Source organism: Buttiauxella ferragutiae (assembly GCF_022637515.1).
Classification (GTDB): domain Bacteria; phylum Pseudomonadota; class Gammaproteobacteria; order Enterobacterales; family Enterobacteriaceae; genus Buttiauxella; species Buttiauxella ferragutiae.
In genome coordinates, this window is record NZ_CP093332.1 from 1,749,132 (window position 1) to 1,770,713 (window position 21,582).

19 protein-coding genes are annotated in these 21,582 nt (G+C 52.3%); all 19 read left to right on the forward strand.

Annotation, left to right across the window (positions count from 1 at the left end):
• The first annotated feature begins 71 nt into the window (after positions 1-71).
• The 19 genes from MNO13_RS07900 (at position 72) to wcaL (ending at position 21,574) form a co-directional block, all read left to right on the forward strand.
• Complete coding sequence (locus MNO13_RS07900; RefSeq protein WP_064545195.1) at positions 72-1,205, forward strand: polysaccharide export protein; 1,134 nt, start codon at positions 72-74, stop codon at positions 1,203-1,205.
• 6 nt (positions 1,206-1,211) lie between these two features.
• Entirely contained in the window at positions 1,212-1,655 is a 444-nt protein-coding gene (gene wzb, locus MNO13_RS07905; RefSeq protein WP_064545197.1) for a low molecular weight protein-tyrosine-phosphatase Wzb, read from the forward strand.
• A gap of 2 nt (positions 1,656-1,657) precedes the next feature.
• The gene (gene wzc, locus MNO13_RS07910; protein ID WP_121815295.1) at positions 1,658-3,826 is read left to right on the forward strand and encodes a tyrosine-protein kinase Wzc; all 2,169 of its coding nucleotides are present in this window, start codon (positions 1,658-1,660) and stop codon (positions 3,824-3,826) included.
• 132 nt (positions 3,827-3,958) lie between these two features.
• On the forward strand, positions 3,959-4,795 hold the full coding sequence (wcaA, locus tag MNO13_RS07915) for a colanic acid biosynthesis glycosyltransferase WcaA (protein ID WP_064545201.1): 837 nt from the start codon (positions 3,959-3,961) through the stop codon (positions 4,793-4,795).
• A gap of 2 nt (positions 4,796-4,797) precedes the next feature.
• Positions 4,798-5,283, forward strand: a complete 486-nt coding sequence (wcaB, locus tag MNO13_RS07920) for a colanic acid biosynthesis acetyltransferase WcaB (protein WP_074388546.1) — start codon at positions 4,798-4,800, stop codon at positions 5,281-5,283.
• Positions 5,280-6,497, forward strand: coding sequence for a colanic acid biosynthesis glycosyltransferase WcaC (gene wcaC, locus MNO13_RS07925; RefSeq protein ID WP_064545203.1), 1,218 nt, complete (start codon positions 5,280-5,282; stop codon positions 6,495-6,497). The genes wcaB and wcaC overlap by 4 nt, the downstream gene beginning before the upstream one ends.
• Positions 6,472-7,692 carry a colanic acid polymerase WcaD gene (gene wcaD / locus MNO13_RS07930; protein ID WP_133521887.1) on the forward strand — a complete coding sequence of 407 codons (1,221 nt, stop codon included), beginning with the start codon at positions 6,472-6,474 and terminating at the stop codon, positions 7,690-7,692. The genes wcaC and wcaD overlap by 26 nt, the downstream gene beginning before the upstream one ends.
• Positions 7,693-7,700: 8 nt before the next feature.
• Complete coding sequence (wcaE, locus tag MNO13_RS07935; protein ID WP_121815298.1) at positions 7,701-8,453, forward strand: colanic acid biosynthesis glycosyltransferase WcaE; 753 nt, start codon at positions 7,701-7,703, stop codon at positions 8,451-8,453.
• A 97-nt stretch (positions 8,454-8,550) separates the two neighbouring features.
• Entirely contained in the window at positions 8,551-9,096 is a 546-nt protein-coding gene (gene wcaF / locus MNO13_RS07940; protein WP_133521885.1) for a colanic acid biosynthesis acetyltransferase WcaF, read from the forward strand.
• Between the two features lie 129 nt (positions 9,097-9,225).
• On the forward strand, positions 9,226-10,347 hold the full coding sequence (gmd, locus tag MNO13_RS07945; RefSeq protein WP_064545254.1) for a GDP-mannose 4,6-dehydratase: 1,122 nt from the start codon (positions 9,226-9,228) through the stop codon (positions 10,345-10,347).
• A 2-nt stretch (positions 10,348-10,349) separates the two neighbouring features.
• Positions 10,350-11,315, forward strand: a complete 966-nt coding sequence (gene fcl, locus MNO13_RS07950; RefSeq protein WP_241939723.1) for a GDP-L-fucose synthase — start codon at positions 10,350-10,352, stop codon at positions 11,313-11,315.
• Between the two features lie 2 nt (positions 11,316-11,317).
• Positions 11,318-11,797 (forward strand): GDP-mannose mannosyl hydrolase, encoded by a 480-nt coding sequence (locus MNO13_RS07955; protein WP_064545212.1) that lies wholly within the window; start codon positions 11,318-11,320, stop codon positions 11,795-11,797.
• Positions 11,794-13,014 carry a WcaI family glycosyltransferase gene (locus MNO13_RS07960; RefSeq protein ID WP_241939724.1) on the forward strand — a complete coding sequence of 407 codons (1,221 nt, stop codon included), beginning with the start codon at positions 11,794-11,796 and terminating at the stop codon, positions 13,012-13,014. The genes MNO13_RS07955 and MNO13_RS07960 overlap by 4 nt, the downstream gene beginning before the upstream one ends.
• 2 nt (positions 13,015-13,016) lie before the next feature.
• A complete protein-coding gene (gene cpsB / locus MNO13_RS07965; protein WP_232886685.1) occupies positions 13,017-14,462 on the forward strand; it encodes a mannose-1-phosphate guanyltransferase in 1,446 nt (481 codons plus the stop codon).
• A gap of 61 nt (positions 14,463-14,523) precedes the next feature.
• Complete coding sequence (cpsG, locus tag MNO13_RS07970; RefSeq protein ID WP_241939725.1) at positions 14,524-15,897, forward strand: phosphomannomutase CpsG; 1,374 nt, start codon at positions 14,524-14,526, stop codon at positions 15,895-15,897.
• 117 nt (positions 15,898-16,014) lie between these two features.
• Positions 16,015-17,409 (forward strand): undecaprenyl-phosphate glucose phosphotransferase, encoded by a 1,395-nt coding sequence (gene wcaJ, locus MNO13_RS07975; RefSeq protein WP_064545220.1) that lies wholly within the window; start codon positions 16,015-16,017, stop codon positions 17,407-17,409.
• A 108-nt stretch (positions 17,410-17,517) separates the two neighbouring features.
• Entirely contained in the window at positions 17,518-18,990 is a 1,473-nt protein-coding gene (locus MNO13_RS07980; RefSeq protein ID WP_241939726.1) for an MOP flippase family protein, read from the forward strand.
• Positions 18,991-19,070: 80 nt separating this feature from the next.
• Positions 19,071-20,351, forward strand: a complete 1,281-nt coding sequence (gene wcaK / locus MNO13_RS07985; RefSeq protein ID WP_133521880.1) for a colanic acid biosynthesis pyruvyl transferase WcaK — start codon at positions 19,071-19,073, stop codon at positions 20,349-20,351.
• On the forward strand, positions 20,348-21,574 hold the full coding sequence (wcaL, locus tag MNO13_RS07990) for a colanic acid biosynthesis glycosyltransferase WcaL (protein ID WP_241939727.1): 1,227 nt from the start codon (positions 20,348-20,350) through the stop codon (positions 21,572-21,574). Before wcaK ends, wcaL begins: the two co-directional genes overlap by 4 nt.
• The last annotated feature ends 8 nt before the right edge of the window (positions 21,575-21,582 follow it).

Genomic DNA, 21,582 nt, shown 5'->3' on the forward strand with positions numbered 1-21,582 from the left:
ATTCATAAACCTAACGAGTCACTTATTTTATTCGTTCAGGATAATTACTCTGCCATAGTGATAAATACTCAATGATAAAATACAAACTTAAATTGATGCCTTTATTGGTGTCGGTAACCCTTATGAGTGGTTGCACAGTCCTCCCCGGAAGTAATATGTCAACGATGGGGAAAGATGTTATCAAGCAACAGGATTCAGATTTCAATCTGGACCGTATGGTTAACGTGTATCCGTTAACACCGCGCCTGGTAGAACAATTACGCGTTCGTCCGGCTGTCGCGCAGCCAAATATGTCCCTCGATCAGGAAATTTCTGCTTATCAATATCGCGTAGGGCCAGGTGACGTTCTGAATGTCACCGTCTGGGATCACCCGGAACTCACCACGCCTGCGGGTCAATACCGTAGCTCAAGCGACGCCGGTAACTGGGTGCAGTCTGACGGCACCATGTTCTATCCGTATGTCGGCAAAGTAAAAGTTACCGGTAAAACCCTTTCTGAAATTCGTAGTGATATTACCAGCCGCCTTGCGACGTACATCGCAGATCCGCAGGTGGACGTTAATATCGCTGGGTTTAGATCTCAAAAAGCGTACGTCTCGGGCCAGGTCAACAAATCAGGGCAGCAGGCGATTACCAACGTCCCGCTCACCGTTCTGGATGCGATCAATGCCGCAGGTGGCCTGACCGATGCTGCCGACTGGCGCAACGTCGTGCTGACGCACAACGGCCAGGAAAAACGGATTTCCCTGCAAGCGTTGATGCAAAACGGTGACCTGAGCCAGAACCATCTGCTCTATCCTGGCGACATTTTATTCGTGCCACGCAATGACGATCTGAAAGTGTTCGTGATGGGTGAAGTGAAGAAACAGACCACCCTGAAAATGGACTTCAGCGGCATGACGTTGACCGAAGCGCTCGGCCAGGCCGAAGGTCTGGATATGACCGCCTCAAACGCCAGCGGTATCTTTGTGATTCGTCCAATCAAAGAGAAGCAGGGCGGCAAAATTGCCAACATTTATCAGCTTGATATGTCCGATGCGACTTCGCTGGTGATGGGCACCGAATTCCAGTTGCAGCCTTATGACGTGGTGTATGTCACCACCGCACCGGTCACGCGCTGGAACCGTCTGATCAACCAACTGCTGCCAACCATCAGTGGCGTTCGTTATATGACGGACACCGTCAAAGATATCCATACCTGGTAAGGCGCTATGTTCAACAAAATATTGGTTGTCTGTGTGGGGAACATCTGCCGTTCCCCAACCGCTGAGCGGTTACTGAAAAGTTATCACCCGCAGCTTACCGTGACCTCGGCGGGGCTCGGGGCACTGGTGGGGAAAGGGGCTGATGTTGGCGCTGTACGTGTGGCGCAACAACATAACCTCTCACTTGAGGGGCATTGCGCGAAACAGATCTCCGGCAAACTGTGTCGCGAATACGATCTGATTCTTGCGATGGAAAAGCGCCATATTTCGGCAATTTGCGAAATGGCTCCAGAGATGCGCGGCAAGGTGATGCTGTTTGGTCACTGGGATGCGGAGCGGGAAATTCCCGACCCGTATCGCAAAAGCCACGACGCTTTTGAAGCGGTTTACGGTCTTCTGGACCAGAGCGCCCAAAAATGGGCTCATGCACTCAACGCTCATCAGGGATAACAATGACAGAAAAATCACACCGTTCGAGCGCCCCGACTGAGGGCAATGATGAAATTGATATTGGCCGATTGTTTGGTACGGTTCTCGAAGCCCGTTGGTGGGTTTTGGGGATCACGGCAATCTTTGCAGTGCTGGCGATGGTTTATGCGCTGTGTGCCACGCCAATTTATAAAGCCGACGCCCTGGTGCAAATCGAGCAAAACGCCGGTAACTCACTGGTCAATAATATTAGCTCCGCACTGTCTAACAAACCGCCAGCCTCTGCCGCAGAAATTCAGCTGATTCAGTCGCGTCTGGTGCTGGGTAAAACGGTTGATGATCTTAACCTTGATATTGCGGTGCAGAAAAACAGTTTCTGGCTGTTGGGTGCCGGTTGGGATCGGCTACAAGGTCGTCAGAATGACACCGTCGTCGTAGACTCCTTTACCCTTCCGGCAGGGCAGGGCAAAAATCTCTTTACCCTGGAAGTGCTCAGCCCAACGCAGTATTTACTGACCAGCGATAACGGGCTCAGCGCGAAAGGGCAGGTAGGGCAACCGCTAAGCAAAGATGGCATCACCATCAATGTGAATGCGATTAAAGCACAGCCTGGCGATAGCTTTACGGTGACCAAATACTCCACGCTCGGCATGATAAACCAAATTCAGGGCAACCTGACGGTGGCCGAAAATGGCAAAGACACCGGGGTGCTGAGTCTCTCTTATACCGGCGAAGACAAAGAGCAAATCCGCGCCATCCTCGACAGCATCACCCGCAACTATCTTGAGCAGAACATCCAGCGTAAATCGGAAGAGGCGGCGAAAAGCCTGAAATTCCTCGCCGAACAACTGCCGGACGTGCGCAGTCGTCTTGATGCGGCAGAAAACAAACTGAACGCCTATCGTCAACAGCAAGACTCCGTTGACCTGTCACTGGAAGCGAAATCTGTCCTCGACACCATGGTGAATATTGATGCGCAACTCAACGAGTTGACCTTCAAAGAGGCTGAAATCTCCAAGCTTTACACCAAAGTGCATCCGGCTTACCGCACGCTATTGGAAAAGCGCCAGACCCTGGAAGAGGAAAAAGCTCGCCTGAACGGGCGTGTGACCGCGATGCCGAAAACTCAGCAGGAAATCGTGCGTTTAACGCGTGATGTTGAGTCAGGCCAGCAGGTTTACATGCAGTTGTTGAATAAACAGCAAGAGCTGAAAATCACGGAAGCCAGCACGGTCGGCGATGTGCGCATTGTCGATGGGGCGATCACCCAACCGGGCATGGTCAAACCGCAACGCGCGCTGATTATCTTTGGCAGCATTATTCTCGGCCTGATGTTATCGATTATGGGCGTGTTGTTACGTTCGCTGTTCAACCGTGGCATTGAAAGCCCGGCGGCACTGGAGGAGGCGGGAATTGGTGTCTACGCCAGTATCCCACTTTCTGAATGGCAGAAATCCCACGACAACGCCATTGTGCGCAATGTTAAAGGGGCGAAACGCAATAAACAGAGCCAATTGCTGGCGGTGGGCAACCCGACGGACCTGGCCATCGAAGCGATTCGTAGCCTGCGCACCAGTCTGCACTTCGCCATGATGCAGGCGTCAAACAATGTGCTGATGTTAACTGGCGTCAGCCCGTCCATTGGTAAAACGTTTGTTTGTGCCAACCTTGCGGCGGTAATTAGCCAGACTAACAAGCGCGTGCTGTTGATCGACTGCGATATGCGCAAAGGCTATACCCACGAATTGCTGGGCACGACCAATACCAATGGACTGGCAGAAGTGTTGACAGGCCAGGCAGATATTACCCGCTGCGCACAAAAAACCTCGGTGCCTAATTTCGACCTCGTACCGCGTGGCGTGGTGCCATCCAATCCTTCCGAACTCTTAATGAGCGAGCGCTTCGGCGAACTGGTGAGCTGGGCAAGCAAGAACTATGACCTGGTGTTAATCGATACCCCGCCAATTCTGGCCGTGACCGATGCCGCAGTGGTTGGCCGCCATGCTGGCACCACGCTGATGGTGGCGCGTTACGCGGTGAATACGCTCAAAGAAGTCGAAGCCAGCCTCAGCCGCTTTGAACAAAATGGCATCGCCGTGCGTGGCGTGATCCTCAACTCAATCTTCCGCCGCGCGGCAGGATACGAGGATTACGGTTACTACGAGTACGAATATAAATCTGATGCGAAATAGATAAGTTTGTCGCCCTCACCCTAACCCTCTCCCCCAGGAGAGGGGATCTATTGCTCCTTCTCCCTCAGGGAGAAGGCCGGGATGAGGGTTGTTTACCACTGACTCGTCATAAAAAATTTCAAGGGGAGTGTCATGAAACGCCCACTTATCTCTATCTATATGCCGACCTGGAACCGCCAGCAGTTGGCGATCCGCGCCATCAAATCGGTGTTGCGTCAGGATTACGAAAACTGGGAAATGTTAATCGTGGATGACTGTTCTTCCTCCTTTGAACAGCTCCAGCGTTTTGTCGACGAACTCGGCGATGCTCGTGTGCGCTACATGCGCAATGATTTCAACTCTGGTGCGTGTTCGGTGCGTAACCAGGCCATCAGCCAGGCTTTGGGCGAGCTCATTACCGGGATTGACGACGACGACGAATGGACGCCCAACCGTCTGTCGGTTTTTTTGGCGCATCAACACCAACTGGTGACGCACGCTTTCTTGTATGCCAATGACTATGTTTGCGAAGGCCAGGTTTACTCGCAGCCAGCCAGCCTGCCGCTGTACCCGAAATCGCCGTTTTCCTTAAAGCTGTTTTATAAGCGCAATATCATCGGCAACCAGGTGTTTACCTACGCCGATCGCTTCAAAGCCTGCCTGTTTGATACCTCGCTGGCAGCCGCTCAGGATTACGACATTTTCCTGCGCATGGTGGTGGAATACGGCCAGCCCTGGAAAGTGGAAGAAGCCACGCAAATTCTGCATATCAACCACGGCGAAATGCAGATAACCAAATCCCCGAAAAAGTTCGCCGGTTACTTTCACTTCTATCAAAAGCACAAAGACAAATTCGACCGCGCCAGCAAGAAATACCAGCTGTTTACGCTCTATCAAATTCGTAATAAGCGCATGTCTTTGCGCACCTTATTAGCGTTGCTGAGTGTGCGTAACACCAAACGTCTGGCTGATGGATTACGGGGGAAATAACGGTGCTTGAAGATCTGCGCGCAAACTCCTGGAGCCTTCGCCCATGCTGCATGGTGCTGGCTTATCGCATCGCCCACTTTTGCTCGGTATGGCGTAAAAAAAGTGTCATTAACAACCTCTGGGCTGCACCCGTCATCCTGCTGTATCGCTTTATCACCGAGTGCCTGTTTGGTTATGAAATCCAGGCGGGTGCCACCATCGGACGACGCTTCACCATTCACCACGGTTATGCCGTGGTGATTAATAAATTCGTGGTCGCTGGCGATGATTTCACTATTCGTCACGGCGTCACTATTGGCAATCGCGGTAAAAATCTTGCCTGCCCGGTGATTGGCAACGGGGTCGAACTGGGCGCGAACGTGGTGATTATTGGCGATATCACTTTGGGTCATAACGTGACTGTCGGTGCGGGCAGTGTGGTACTGGACAGCGTGCCGGATGGGGCGCTAGTGGTCGGCCAGAAAGCGCAGATAAAGGTTATAAAATGAATATCATGCAATTTAACGTGCGCCTCGCCGAAGGCGGTGCTGCGGGTGTGGCGCTGGATCTCCACCAACGCGCCCGCGCGGCGGGTTTCAGTTCACGTTTTATCTACGGTTACGGCAAAGGCGGTAAGAAAAGCGCCAGCCACGATAAATTCCCTGGTGTGGAAAAACATACGCCACGCCTGACTTCAATTGCCAACATTGTGCTATTTCGCTTTTTTAACCGCGACCCGTTTGGCAACCTCAATAACCTGTATCACAAAGTGACGCGTAGCGCAGGGCCGGTGGTTCTGCATTTCCACGTGGTACACAGCTACTGGTTGAATCTCGAAGAGATGGTGACATTTTGCCAGCGCGTCAAAGCGCATAAGCCGGATGTCACGTTTGTCTGGACGCTGCACGATCACTGGAGCATTACCGGGCGTTGCGCGTTTCTCGACGGCTGCGACGGCTGGAAAACCGGCTGCCAAAAATGCCCTTCTTTGAATAACTATCCGCCAGTGAAGCGAGACCGCGCTCATCTGCTGATCGACAGCAAGCGCCAGCTGTTTCGCGAAATGTTAGCACTGGGCTGCCAGTTTATTTCCCCGAGCCAGCACGTAGCCGATGCCTTTAACCGCATTTACGGGGCAGGGCGCTGCAAAATCATTAACAACGGCATCGATGTGGCGACCGAAGCGATTCTGGCAGAACTGCCGCTGACGCACGCAACACGAACAAAACCGAAAGTTGCCGTGGTGGCGCACGATTTACGTTATGACGGCAAAACCAATCAGCAACTGGTGCAGGCGATAATGGCGCTGGGCGACGAAATCGAGTTGCACACCTTCGGTAAATTCTCGCCATTTAACGGCGCGAACGTCGTCAACCACGGTTACATGACCGATAAAAAAGCGCTGATGAGCCAGCTGAATGAAATGGACTCGCTGGTGTTTAGCTCGCAGGTGGATAACTACCCGCTGATTTTGTGCGAAGCGTTGTCGATTGGCGTGCCGGTGATTGCCACGCAAAGTGAAGCGGCAGATGAAGTGCTGCGCAAAGTCGGTGGTAAAACCTTTAGCGATGGGCGCGTGCTTGAACTGGTGAAAATGCCAAAAGAACAACTGGCGCAGCAGGTGTTTGGCAAAGAGTTGCCGGCGTTTAAAAGCGCCAGTCGCCAGGCGTTTAGTGGACAACAGATGCTGGAGGAGTATGTCTCGTTCTATCAAAATCTGTAGTTATCTGCTGCTGCCGTTCATCTATCTGGTGGTCAACGTCAAGTTGGCCTCACTGGGGGAAAGCTTCCCGATAACGATAGTGACCTTCTTGCCCGCGATCCTCTTTTTGTACATTGAACGCATCAACGTAAAAAAATTGATGATTGCGTTGGGCATTGGCGCGGGGCTGACGGCATTTAACTACATCTTTGGTCAATCGCTGGATGCCAGTAAATATGTCACCTCGACACTATTGTTTGTTTATATCGTGCTGATTCTGGCGATGACCTGGAGCTGCCGCTTCAAAACTATTTCACAGCATAATCACCATAAAATACTAAGGGTATTTTATGGTGTAGTCGGCATTATTGTGATGCTGGCTGCGGCGGAAATGGCACAGATTATTCTGACCGGCGGCAGCAGCCTGATTGAGAAAATTTCGAAGTTTCTTATTTACAGTAATAGCTATGTTCTGAACTTTATTAGCTTTGGCGGTAAGCGAACGACGGCATTGTATTTTGAGCCAGCATTTTTTGCTCTGGCATTAATCTCAATTTGGCTCAGCATCAAACAGTTCGGTATCAAAACACCAAAAATTGATGGTATGATTCTGGCAGGGATAATTCTTTCAGGATCGTTTTCAGGGGTAATGACTTTTATCCTGTTTTATCTTCTTGAATGGGCATTTCAGTACCTTAATAAAAATGCCATAAAGAAGAAGTTGCCTCTGGCAATTATTTCTCTTTCCGTATTTTTAGTCGGGTTGATATTCGCATTCCCTTATATCGCGACGCGTCTTGGCGATTTAGGAACGGAAGGGTCGTCATCGTATTATCGTATCATTGGTCCGTTAGCGATGGTCGGATATTCATTGAGCAATATCGATGGGGTAGTTCGTTTCGGATCTTTATATGAATATGTCGCATCATTCGGAATCTTTAACGGTGCGGATGTCGGTAAAACAGTAGACAATGGTTTGTATCTGCTGATTATTTATTTTTCCTGGTTCGCAGTATTACTGACAATTTGGTATATGTCGAAAGTCGTTAAAATGATGCGCACGGCGTTTGGGAATAATGAAAATTTCCGTGTGCAATTATGGCTTTTTACGCCTGTATCACTCTTTTTTACCGGCTCAATATTTAGCCCTGAATATGCGTTCTTAATTGTTTGCCCATTTATTTTGCGTAAGGCACTCAAAATTACGAACACCTGAGGTCCAATATGTTATTAAGTGTCATCACTGTTGCTTATAAAAATCTCGCCGGTATAGAAAAAACCTGGCAGTCGCTGGCTCACTTAGCAAAGGCACCAGGCATCACATTTGAGTGGGTTGTGGTGGATGGCGCCTCAAACGACGGCACGGCAGAATTTCTGGAAAACCTCAACGGTCAGTACCAGTTACGCTATGTCAGCGAGAAAGATAACGGCATTTATGATGCGATGAACAAAGGTATTGAGATGGCTCAAGGCCGTTATGCTTTGTTCCTCAATTCAGGTGACATTTTCCATTCGGATATCATCACTGTCGCGCATCAGCTCGCTGCTATGCCGCTAACCGATAATGCGATGGTGATTGGTGATGCATTATTAGACTTTGGTGATGGCACCAAAATAGAACGCCGGGCAAAGCAGGGCTGGTATATCTACCATAGTTTACCCGCCAGCCATCAGGCGATATTTTTCCCGATGTCTGGGCTGCGCAAATATCCTTACGATCTGCAATATAAAGTTTCATCTGATTACGCGTTAGCCGCCAGAATGTATAAAAAAGGCTATGCATTTAAACGCGTCAAGGGTCTGGTGTCCGAATTTTCCATGGGCGGCGTGTCGACTTCAAATAATATTGAGCTGTGTCGGGATGCAAGAAATGTACAGCGCAAAATATTAGGCGTGCCGGGTTTTATTGCAGAATTATCTTACAGGCTTCGTTTGCGTACCACTGGAAAAGCTAAAGCACTTTATAACAAAGCATAAGGTGGATGACGCTGGCGCTTATCCACCCTACAACTACGACTGACCCGTAGGTCGGATAAGCGTAAGCGCCATCCGACAAAGTGAATAAGAGAATATTATGCAAGAATTAAATGGCTTCTCGGTACCGAAAGGTTTCCGTGGCGGGCACCCTATTAAGGTTCAACTGTGGTGGGCGGTACAAGCAACATTATTTGCCTGGTCGCCACAAGTTTTATATCGCTGGAGAGCCTTTTTATTGCGTTTATTCGGCGCACGAATTGGCAAAGGCGTGGTGATACGTCCGTCAGTGAAAATTACTTATCCATGGAAATTAACTCTTGGCGATTATGCCTGGGTTGGCGATGACGCGGTGTTATATACGCTGGGTGACATTACCATCGGCGCAAATTCCGTGGTGTCACAAAAGTGTTATTTATGTACCGGTAGTCACGATTATATGAGCAAACATTTCGATATTACTGCCACACCAATTGTTATTGGTGAGAAATGTTGGCTGGCAACAGATGTATTTGTTTCACCTGGCGTGACGATTGGCAATGGCACCGTCGTCGGTGCGCGCAGCAGTATTTATAAATCATTACCGGCAAATGCCGTTTGCCGGGGAAACCCGGCTGTAGTGGTTCGGGAACGTATTACGCCCTAATGGGGTTAAACGTCGCCCTCACCCTAGCCCTCTCCCCCAGGAGAGGGGACCGCTCGGTGTTCTCCCTCTCCTGGGGGAGAGGGTTGGGGTGAGGGGGATGTCGACATGTTAAAAGAGGAAAAATCCATTATGACTAAAGTAGCTCTCATCACGGGTGTAACCGGGCAAGACGGCTCCTATCTGGCGGAACTGCTGCTGGAAAAAGGTTATGAAGTTCACGGTATTAAACGTCGTGCTTCTTCTTTCAACACCGAACGTGTTGACCATATTTACCAGGATCCGCATTCCGGTAATCCTAAATTCCATCTGCACTACGGTGATCTGACGGACAGCTCCAACCTGACCCGTATTCTTTCCGAAGTGCAGCCGGATGAAGTGTATAACCTCGGCGCAATGAGCCACGTTGCGGTTTCATTTGAATCGCCGGAATACACTGCCGATGTGGATGCGATGGGAACCTTGCGTCTGCTGGAAGCGATTCGTTTCTTAGGCCTTGAGAAGAAAACCCGTTTCTATCAGGCATCTACTTCTGAGTTATACGGCCTGGTACAAGAAACGCCGCAAAAGGAAACCACGCCTTTCTATCCGCGTTCGCCGTATGCCGTCGCCAAACTTTATGCTTACTGGATAACCGTAAACTACCGCGAATCCTATGGCATGTACGCCTGTAATGGGATTTTGTTCAACCACGAATCCCCACGCCGTGGCGAAACCTTCGTGACCCGCAAAATCACCCGCGCTATCGCCAACATCGCGCAGGGCCTCGAAAAATGCCTGTATCTGGGCAACATGGATTCCCTGCGTGACTGGGGCCATGCCAAAGACTACGTGAAAATGCAGTGGATGATGCTGCAACAAGAAACTCCAGAAGATTTCGTGATTGCCACCGGTGTGCAGTATTCCGTGCGTCAGTTCGTGGAAATGTCAGCCGCGCAACTGGGTATCAAACTGCGCTTTGAAGGCACTGGCGTTGACGAGAAGGGCATCGTTGTTTCTGTTACGGGACACGACGCACCTGGTGTGAAACCAGGCGACGTGATTGTCTCCGTTGACCCACGTTATTTCCGTCCTGCTGAAGTGGAAACCCTGCTGGGCGACCCAACCAAAGCTCACGAAAAGCTGGGCTGGAAACCAGAAATCACGCTTAAAGAGATGGTTGGCGAGATGGTCGCTAAAGATCTGGAAGCGGCGAAAAAACACTCGTTGCTTAAGTCACACGGCTACGAGGTTGCCATCGCGCTGGAGTCCTGAGCATGAATAAACAACGTATCTTTGTTGCCGGCCATCGTGGGATGGTCGGTTCCGCCATCGTGCGCCAGCTTGAGCAACGTGCAGACGTTGAACTGGTGCTGCGTAACCGTGACGAGCTGAACCTGCTGGATGGCGCGGCGGTTAACGCTTTCTTTGCAGAACAGCGTATTGACCAGGTTTACCTGGCGGCGGCAAAAGTCGGCGGAATTGTGGCGAACAACACTTATCCGGCGGACTTCATCTACGAAAACTTGATTATCGAGAGCAACATTATTCACAGCGCGCATACGCACAATGTCAATAAGTTGCTGTTCCTCGGCTCATCGTGCATTTACCCAAAAATGGCGAACCAGCCGATGGCGGAAAGCGAGCTGCTGCAAGGCACGCTTGAAGCGACTAACGAGCCGTATGCGATTGCCAAAATCGCCGGGATAAAACTGTGCGAGTCGTATAACCGCCAGTACGGTCGCGATTACCGTTCGGTGATGCCGACTAATTTGTATGGCCCGCACGATAACTTCCACCCAAGCAATTCGCACGTGATCCCTGCGTTACTGCGCCGTTTCCACGAAGCGACACAGCAAAACTCGCCGGATGTGGTGGTATGGGGCAGCGGCACGCCAATGCGTGAGTTCCTGCATGTTGATGATATGGCGGCAGCCAGCATCCACATTATGGAACTGGCTAGCGAAGTGTGGCAGGAGAACACTCAGCCGATGCTTTCGCATATTAACGTCGGCACCGGTGTGGATTGCACCATCCGCGAACTGGCGCAAACCATCGCCAAAGTTACGGGATACCGTGGTCGTGTGGTATTTGATGCCACCAAACCCGATGGCACGCCGCGCAAACTGTTAGATGTAACGCGCCTGCGCCGTTTGGGTTGGTATCCGGAAATTACTCTGGAACCTGGCCTTGCCAGCACCTACCAGTGGTTCCTCGAAAACCAGCAACGGTTCCGGGGGTAATGATGTTTCTGAGTGCTGAAGACTTCGCCACCGTTGTCCGCTCCACGCCGCTTCTCTCCATCGATCTGATTGTTGAAAATCAGGCAGGCGAGTTCCTGTTGGGGCAACGCACTCAGCGCCCGGCACAGAACTTTTGGTTCGTGCCGGGTGGCCGGGTACGCAAAGATGAAACTCTGGAGCGGGCTTTTGCGCGCTTAACCGAGGCTGAATTAGGCACGCCGCTCACGCTGCAGGACGGTGAGTTTTACGGCGTGTGGCAGCACTTCTATGACGACAACTTCTCCGGCCCCGAATTTTCCACGCACTACATCGTGCTGGGGTTTCGCCTGCGCGTCGACGCTGATGCGCTGCAACTGCCGGACGCGCAGCACAGTGATTATCAGTGGTTAACACCTGCTGATTGGCTTGCACGCGGCGATGTGCATGACAACAGTCGCGCTTATTTCCTTGCTGGTAAGACAGAAAAGGTCATCGGATTATGAAGATTCTGGTCTACGGCATTAACTATTCACCGGAGCTGACGGGCATCGGCAAATACACCGGCGAGATGGTGGAATGGATGACGCGCCAGGGCCATGAGGTGCGGGTGATTACCGCACCACCTTACTATCCGGTCTGGGAAGTGCATCCCGATTATTCCGCCTGGAAATACCAGAAAGAAGTGGGGGCCGCCACCGTCTGGCGTTGCCCGCTGTATGTACCAAAGCAGCCTTCAACCTTAAAGCGCCTGATTCATTTGGGCAGCTTTGCACTGAGCTCTTTATTCCCGCTGCTGGCGCAACGCCGCTGGAAGCCGGATCGCATTATCGGCGTGGTGCCGACGTTGTTTTGTGTGCCGGGCATGCGCCTGCTCGCAAAACTCAGCGGTGCACGCACCTTGCTCCATATTCAGGATTACGAAGTCGACGCGATGCTCGGCCTCGGAATGGCGGGCAAAAAGCAGGGCAAAGTGGCGCGCCTGGCGCAGCGCTTTGAACAGAGCGGGCTGCATAACGTCGACAACGTTTCGACGATTTCCCGTTCGATGATGAACAAAGCGGCCGAAAAGGGTGTTGATCCTAAACGCGTGATCTTCTTCCCGAACTGGTCGGAAGTGGAGCGTTTTCGCGGTATTTCCCGCGAAGAAATTCTGGCGGTACAAACCCGCCTGCAACTTCCTGTTGATAAAAAAATCATCCTCTATTCCGGCAACATCGGCGAAAAGCAGGGGCTGGAAACGGTGATTGAAGTGGCGGAACGTTTTGCACTCCAGCCGTATGTATTCGTGATTGTTGGCCAGGGCGGCGGCAAAGCTCGCCTGCAAAAACTCACACAAGACAAAGGGCTGCACAACGTGGTGTTCCATCCGTTGCAGCCTTACGACGCGCTGCCCGCTTTGCTAAAACTCGCCGATTGCCATCTGGTTATCCAGCGCCGTGGTGCGGCTGATGCCGTGCTGCCATCAAAACTGACCAACATTCTTGCGGTGGGCGGCAATGCGGTGATTACCGCAGAAGCAGACACCGAGCTTGGCCAGCTTTGTGAGGCGTTTTCCGGTATTGCGGTGTGTGTCGAACCGGAATCGGTTGACGCCTTAGCCGAGGGCATAGAGCGCTGCCTGCAACTTCCAGAACACAACACTGTGGCATGTGACTATGCCGAGCGCACGCTCGAGAAAAACAGCGTGTTGAATCAATTTATTGCGGACATTCAGGGTTAATTATGACTCATTCCAGACTCTATCCGGTCATCATGGCTGGAGGAAACGGCAGCCGTTTGTGGCCGTTGTCCCGCGTGCTTTACCCGAAACAGTTCCTGTGCCTGAAAGGCGAACTGACAATGTTGCAAACCACCGTTAACCGTTTAAACGGCGTCGAGTGCGAAAGCCCGGTGGTGATTTGCAATGAAGAACACCGTTTTATCGTCGCCGAACAACTGCGTGAGTTGAACAAGCTGACGGAAAATATTGTGCTGGAGCCTGCCGGGCGCAATACCGCACCGGCAATCGCGCTGGCTGCACTGGCGGCGAAGCGTAACCAGCCGGATACCGATCCGCTGATGCTGATCCTCGCTGCCGACCACGTTATCCAGGACGAAGAAGCATTCCGAAGTGCGGTGCGTAATGCGCTGCCGTATGCCGAAGCCGGGAAACTGGTCACCTTTGGCATCGTGCCTGACTTACCAGAAACCGGCTACGGCTACATTCGCCGTGGAGAAGTCACTAACACGAATACCCCAGACGCGGATGCCGTGGCCTTTGGCGTGGCGCAGTTTGTCGAAAAACCGGATATCGACACCGCGCAGGCTTATGTTGCCAGCGGTGAGTATTACTGGAACAGCGGCATGTTCCTGTTCCGCGCCGGGCGCTACCTGGAAGAGCTGAAAAAATTCCGCCCGGATATTCTCAGCGCCTGCGAAAAAGCGATGGCAAATATCGACCCGGATCTTGATTTTGTGCGTGTCGATGAAGCCGCATTCCTCGCCTGCCCGGATGAATCCATCGACTACGCGGTAATGGAAAAAACCGCCGACGCCGTGGTAGTACCGATGGACGCGGGCTGGAGCGATGTCGGTTCATGGTCATCGCTGTGGGAAATCAGCACCAAAAACCAACAAGGCAATGTGCATCACGGCGATGTCATCAGCCACTCTACCGAGAACAGTTACATCTATGCCGAATCCGGCCTGGTGACCACCGTTGGCGTGAAAGATCTGATTGTTGTGCAGACCAAGGATGCGGTGCTGATTGCCGACCGCGATCACGTGCAAAGCGTGAAGAAAGTGGTGGAGCAAATCAAATTTGATGGCCGCCATGAACACCATAACCACCGCGAAGTATATCGCCCGTGGGGCAAATACGACTCCATCGACGAAGGCGAACGCTACCAGGTGAAACGCATCACCGTGAAACCGGGCGAGGGCCTGTCTTTGCAGATGCACCACCACCGTGCCGAGCACTGGATTGTGGTGGCGGGTACCGCAAAAGTGACGCTGGGTGAGGAAGTGAAACTGCTGGGCGAAAACGAGTCCATCTACATTCCGCTGGGCGTCACGCACTGCCTGGAAAACCCCGGGAAAATCCCCCTCGACCTGATTGAAGTGCGTTCCGGCACTTACCTCGAAGAAGACGACATTGTGCGTTTTCAGGACCGGTACGGGCGCATTTAGCTTTTGTCGGATGACGTTGCGCTTATCCGACCTACGAAATCTGTTGCTCCAGGGAGCGAAAATGACACAGAAACTGACCTGTTTTAAAGCCTACGACATTCGTGGTCGCCTGGGCGAAGAGTTGAACGAAGACATTGCTGAACGTATCGGCCGCGCGTATGGCGAGTACCTGAAGCCGAAAACCATCGTGCTGGGTGGCGACGTGCGCCTGACCAGTGAGCGGCTGAAACTGGCGCTGGCGAAAGGGTTGCAGGACGCGGGCGTCGATGTGCTGGATATCGGACTGTCGGGCACCGAAGAGATCTATTTTGCCACCTGGCATCTGGACGTGGACGGCGGCATCGAAGTGACCGCCAGCCATAACCCGATGGACTACAACGGCATGAAACTGGTGCGCGAAGGGGCGCGCCCGATCAGCGGCGATACCGGCCTGCGTGATGTGCAGCATCTGGCGGAAGCCAACGACTTCCCGCCGGTAGATACGGCTGCTCGCGGCAGCTACCAGAAGATTTCCGTGGTTGAGGCGTATATCGACCACCTGTTCTCGTACATCAATGTGGCCAATATCAAACCGCTGAAGCTGGTGATTAACTCCGGTAACGGCGCGGCAGGCCCGATTGTCGATGCCATCGAAGCGCGTTTTAAATCGCTCAATGTGCCGCTGACGTTTATCAAAGTGCACAACCAGCCTGACGGCAATTTCCCGAACGGTATCCCGAACCCGTTACTGCCCGAGTGCCGCGACGACACCCGCAACGCGGTGATTGAACACGGCGCGGATATGGGCATCGCCTTTGACGGCGATTTCGACCGCTGCTTCCTGTTCGACGAGAAAGGGCAGTTTATCGAGGGCTATTACATCGTTGGCCTGCTGGCGGCGGCGTTCCTCGAAAAACAGCCGGGGGCGAAGATTATTCACGACCCGCGCCTGTCGTGGAACACGGTGGATATCGTGGAGCGGGCAGGTGGCACACCGGTGATGTCGAAAACCGGTCATGCGTTTATCAAAGAGCGGATGCGCCAGGAAGATGCGATTTACGGCGGTGAGATGAGCGCCCATCACTATTTCCGTGATTTTGCCTACTGCGACAGCGGGATGATCCCGTGGCTGTTGGTGACAGAACTGTTGTGTCTGAAGGGCAAAACTCTGGGCGAACTGGTGTGTGACCGCATGGCAGCGTGGCCGGCGAGCGGGGAAATCAACAGCAAACTGGCCGACCCGAAAGTTGCGATTGCACGGGTGCAGCAGCACTTTGCGCCACACGCTGAAGAAGTGGACCACACCGATGGCGTGAGCATGGCGTTTGCTGACTGGCGCTTTAACCTGCGGAGTTCAAATACCGAGCCGGTGGTGCGCCTGAATGTGGAATCTAAGCGCAATGAGCAGCTGATGCAGGCACGAACGCAGGAAATTATGGAACTGTTGAATCAGTGATCTGACCAGGCATAGGTCGCCCTCACCCTAGCCCTCTCCCCCAGGAGAGAGGATGTTCTTTGTTCCCTTTCTGGGGGAGAGGGCGGGGTGAGGGGGAATTTTAATAAAGGTAAAACGATGACAAACCTAAAAAAGCGCGAGCTACCAAAAACCAACGCATCGTTGATCTCTATGGTGCAACGTTTTTCTGACATCACCATTATGTTTGTTGGGTTGTGGGTGGTGTGTCAGGTCAACGCGTTACCGTTTTTGTACATGCACTTACTGATGGCGCTACTGGCTCTGGTAGTTTTCCAGATGATTGGCGGAATGACCGACTTTTACCGTTCATGGCGTGGGGTGAGGATCACCAGCGAGCTGATGTTGCTGCTGCAAAACTGGACGTTGAGCCTGATCTTTAGCGCCGGATTACTGGCGTTTAATCCCGACTTTGACGGATCTTTCTGGGTCTACCTGGCCTGGTACGTGCTGACGAGTTTCGGCATGATGCTGTGCCGTTCGTTTATCCGTCTGGGTGCCGGTTGGTTGCGCAATATGGGCTACAACACGCGGCGTATTGCTATCGCCGGTTCGCTCCCGGTGGGTTATACGCTGGCCGAGAGTTTCCGCAACGAACCGTGGCTGGGCTTTGATGTCACGGGCGTGTATGACGACCAGCAACCAGAATCTCCGCATGGTGATTATGCGGGCTGTTTCGCAGATTTAGTGGAACAAGCACGCGCCGGACGTATCGACAATATCTACATCGCGATGGCGATGAGCGAAGAAGTACGCATTAAATCACTGGTGCGTGAGCTAACCGATACCACCTGTTCAGTGATGCTGATCCCCGATGTTTTTACCTTCAATATTCTGAACGCTCGCACTGAAGAAGTTAACGGTGTGCCCGTGGTTCCGCTATTTGATACGCCGCTCAACGGCATTAACCGCGTGCTGAAACGCCTCGAAGATATTGTGCTGTCTGCCATGATCCTGCTGTTTATTTCGCCGGTGTTGTTGTGCATCAGCGCGGTGGTGAAATTGACCTCCCCTGGCCCGGTTATCTTCCGCCAGACACGCTACGGCATGGACGGTAAACCGATCAAAGTCTGGAAATTCCGCTCCATGAAGGTGATGGAAAACGACAGCGTGGTCACGCAGGCCACCAAAGGCGACAAACGTGTGACGCCAGTTGGCAATTTCCTGCGCCGTACTTCTCTGGATGAACTGCCGCAATTTATCAATGTGCTGATGGGGGAGATGTCGATTGTCGGCCCGCGTCCACATGCGGTGGCGCATAACGAGCAGTATCGTTCGCTGATTGAAGGTTACATGCTGCGCCACAAAGTGAAACCGGGCATTACGGGCTGGGCGCAAATCAACGGCTGGCGCGGCGAAACCGACACGCTGGAAAAAATGGAAAAGCGCGTTGAGTTCGACCTGGAATACATCCGCGAATGGAGCCTGTGGTTTGACATCAAAATTGTCTTCCTGACCATTTTCAAAGGCTTTGTTAACAAAGCTGCGTATTAGATGACAAACCTTTTGTAGGTCGGATAAGCCTCGCGTCATCCGACACTAACGACGTAAATGGTGGATGACGCATGCGCTTATCCACCCGACACATTAACGGATAACACCATGAGCCTGAGAGAAAAAACCATCAGCGGTGCTAAATGGTCTGCCATCGCCACGGTGATTATTATTAGCCTCGGCCTCGTGCAGATGACTTGGCTTGCACGCATTTTCGACAACCACGAATTTGGTTTGTTGACGGTATCGCTGGTGATTATTGCGCTGGCGGATACGTTGTCAGATTTTGGGATTGCCAACTCAATTATCCAGCGTAAGGAGATAAGCCATCTTGAGCTGACGACGCTGTACTGGCTAAACGTCGGCCTTGGCGTAGTCGTGTTCGCGTCGGTATTTTTACTCAGCGATGTTATCGCCTCGGTGCTGCGTACCCCGGCACTTGCCCCGTTGATTAAGACGCTTTCATTTGCATTTATCATCATCCCGCACGGCCAACAATTCCGCGCATTGATGCAAAAGGAACTCGAGTTTTCAAAGATTGGCTCGATTGAAACCGTTTCAGTGATGGCCGGCTTTGGTGTGACGGTTGGCGCTGCGATGTTTTACCCGTTTGCCATGACCGCGATTATGGGTTACCTGGTCAACACCGCGGTACGTACTGCATTGTTTGGCTTCTTTGGCCGCAAAATCTATCGCCCTGGCCTGCATTTCTCGCTGAAATCGGTCAGTTCCAATCTGAAGTTTGGTGCATGGTTAACTGCTGACAGCATTATCAATTATGTGAACACCAACCTGTCCACGCTGGTGCTGGCGCGCATTCTCGGTGCCAGCATCGCCGGTGGTTACAACCTCGCTTACAACGTGGCGGTGGTGCCACCGATGAAGCTGAACCCGATTATCACTCGCGTGCTGTTTCCGGCCTTTGCCAAGATTCAAGACGATACCGACAAGTTACGTATCAACTTCTACAAACTGCTGTCGATTGTCGGGATAATTAATTTCCCGGCGCTACTCGGCCTGCTGGTGGTGTCGAATAATTTTGTGCCGCTGGTGTTTGGTGAGAAATGGCAGTTTATTACGCCAATCTTGCAACTGCTGTGTGTGGTCGGGCTGCTGCGTTCTATCGGTAACCCCATCGGCTCGCTGCTGATGGCTAAAGCACGGGTTGATATCAGTTTTAAATTCAACGTATTCAAAACCTGTCTGTTCATCCCGGCGATTATTGTCGGTGGGCATCTCGCTGGCGCATTGGGCGTGACGTTTGGCTTCCTGTTTGTGCAGGTGGTGAACACCGTTCTGAGCTATTTCGTGATGATTAAGCCAGTGCTCGGTTCCAGTTATCGCCAGTACATTCAGAGCATCTGGCTGCCGTTTTATCTCTCTATTCCAACCGTTGTGGTCAGCGCTGCTTTGGGCATCGTCCTTAAAGGGCATCTTTCGCTCGGCCTGCTGGTCGGCGTGCAAATTGCAGCCGGTGTCCTGGCCTTTATCGTGATGCTGGCAGCCTCCCGTAATGCGCTGGTGGTAGAGATGAAGCGCCAGTTTATTCGCATTCACCCTCACCCTAACCCTCTCCCTTAGGGAGAGGGGATCTGCCGGACTCCTCCCTCTCCTGGGGGAGAGGGCTGGGGTGAGGGCGCCCATTTGAAAAAGAGGTCTATATGAAGTTATTGATTCTTGGCAACCACACTTGCGGCAACCGCGGTGACAGCGCCATTCTGCGCGGATTGATTGATGCCATCACCACGATTGATGACAGCGTGCAGGTCGATGTCATGAGCCGTTATCCAGTGAGTTCGGCCTGGCTATTGGGTCGCCCGGTGTTGGGTGACGGTCTGTATAAGCAGATGAAACAACATAACAACGCGGTCGGGCTGATGGGGCGCGTGAAAAAAGTCCTGCGCCGTAAGTACCAGCACCAGGTGTTGATGGCGAAAGCCACTGACAACGGGCGCTTGCGTAATATCTCTATCCCACAAGGGTTTATCGATTTCGTTAAGTCGCTGCAAAAGTATGACGCGATTATTCAGGTCGGTGGTTCGTTCTTTGTCGATTTGTATGGCGTTTCGCAGTTTGAACACGCGCTGTGCAGTTTTATGGCGAAAAAGCCGGTCTACATGATTGGTCACAGCGTTGGACCATTCCAGGACCCGCAATTTAACCACCTGGCGAGCTATGTTTTCGGCCATGCCGAGGCGCTGATTTTACGCGAAACCGTCAGCCTGGATTTGATGAACCAAAGTAACATCGATAGCAGCAAAGTGGAGCAGGGCGTCGATACCGCCTGGTTGGTGGATCATCACAATGACAGTTTTGTGCCGAGCTACGCGGTGCAGCACTGGCTCAATACCATCAAACGCAAGAAAACGGTCGCCATTACGCTGCGTGAACTTGCACCTTTTGACAAACGTCTTGGCACCACGCAGCAAGCCTATGAGCAGGCATTCGCCTCGGTGGTGAATCGCGTGATTGACCAGGGTTATCAGGTACTGGCGCTCTCGACTTGTACCGGTATCGACAGTTACAACAAGGATGACCGCATGGTGGCGCTTAACCTGCGGCAGTATGTGAACTCTCCCGAGCAATATCACGTCGTCATGGATGAGCTTAATGACCTGGAAATGGGCAAGATTCTCGGTGAATGTGAGCTGACAGTTGGCACGCGTCTGCATTCCGCCATTATTTCGATGAACTTCGGCACCCCAGCGATTGCCATCAACTATGAACACAAATCCGCAGGCATTATGAAGCAGCTAGGCATGCCGGAAATGGCGATCGAAATCCGCCAGTTGTTGAATGGTTCCTTACAGAGCGTGGTAGCGGATGTGTTAGGGCAATTGCCGGCAATCAATGAACGCCTCGCGCATGCCGTGCGTGCCGAACGTGAAGATGGCCTGCGCATGGTGGAGTCAGTTCTGGCGCGCGTGAAGGGGGTGAAATGAAAGTCGGCTTCTTCTTGCTCAAATTTCCGGTGGCATCCGAGACTTTCGTGCTTAACCAAATCGTCGCGTTCATTGATATGGGCTATGAAGTGGAAATCGTCGCCATTCAAAAGGGCGATTTGACCCATACCCATTCGGCTTTCAAAGAGTACCAGCTCGCCGAGAAAACCACCTGGCTGATGGACGAGCCTGCGGGCAAGGTCGCAAAACTGCAATCCCGCGTGTTGAATACTTTGCGCGGTTCGCTGCGCCCACGAACCTGGCGCGCGCTCAATGCAAAACGCTATGGCGATGAAGCTCGTAATCTGATTCTCTCCTCGATTTGTGGCCGTAACCCACAATCTGTGCAGGCTGACGTCTTTATTGCCCACTTCGGCCCGGCGGGTGTGACAGCGGCAAAACTGCGTGAACTTGGCTTGCTGAAAGGCAAGATCGCCACGGTTTTCCACGGCATCGACATTTCTGGTCGTGAGGCTTTGGCGCATTACACCCCTGAATATCAAAAACTCTTTAGCCGTGGCGACTTGATGTTGCCAATCAGCAATTTGTGGGCAGGGCGTCTGCAAAAAATGGGCTGCCCAGTCAACAAAATTAGCGTGTCACGCATGGGCGTCGATATGGAGCGCTTCTCGCAGCGCCGCGTGAAAGCTCCCGCTAAAACGCTGGAGATTATCTCGGTGGCACGGCTGACCGAGAAGAAAGGACTGCATGTGGCGATTGACGCCTGCTTGTTGTTAAAAGAGCGCGGCGTGAACTTTCGTTACAACATTCTTGGTATCGGCCCCTGGGAAACGCGCCTGCGCACGCTTATCGAACAGTATCAGCTCGACGATGTGGTGTTTATGCCTGGCTTTAAGCCGAATCACCAAGTGAAAGCGATGCTCGATGAAGCCGACTTATTCTTGCTGCCGTCGGTCACGGGTGAAGACGGCGATATGGAAGGGATCCCTGTCGCGCTGATGGAAGCGATGGCGGTCGGGATCCCGGTGCTTTCTACCGTACACAGCGGTATCCCGGAGTTGATTGACTCGGGGCGTTCTGGCTGGCTGGTACCAGAAAACGATGCAGGAGCGCTGGCAGATAGCTTGCAGGACTTCGGCAATATCGATGAAAGCGAGCTAAAACCGATGCTGAATTTGGCTCGTAAGAAAGTTGAAACCGAGTTCAATCAAAAAATTATCTATCAGAACTTAGCTCGCCAGTTACAGATGTTAAGTATGTAATGAGGACG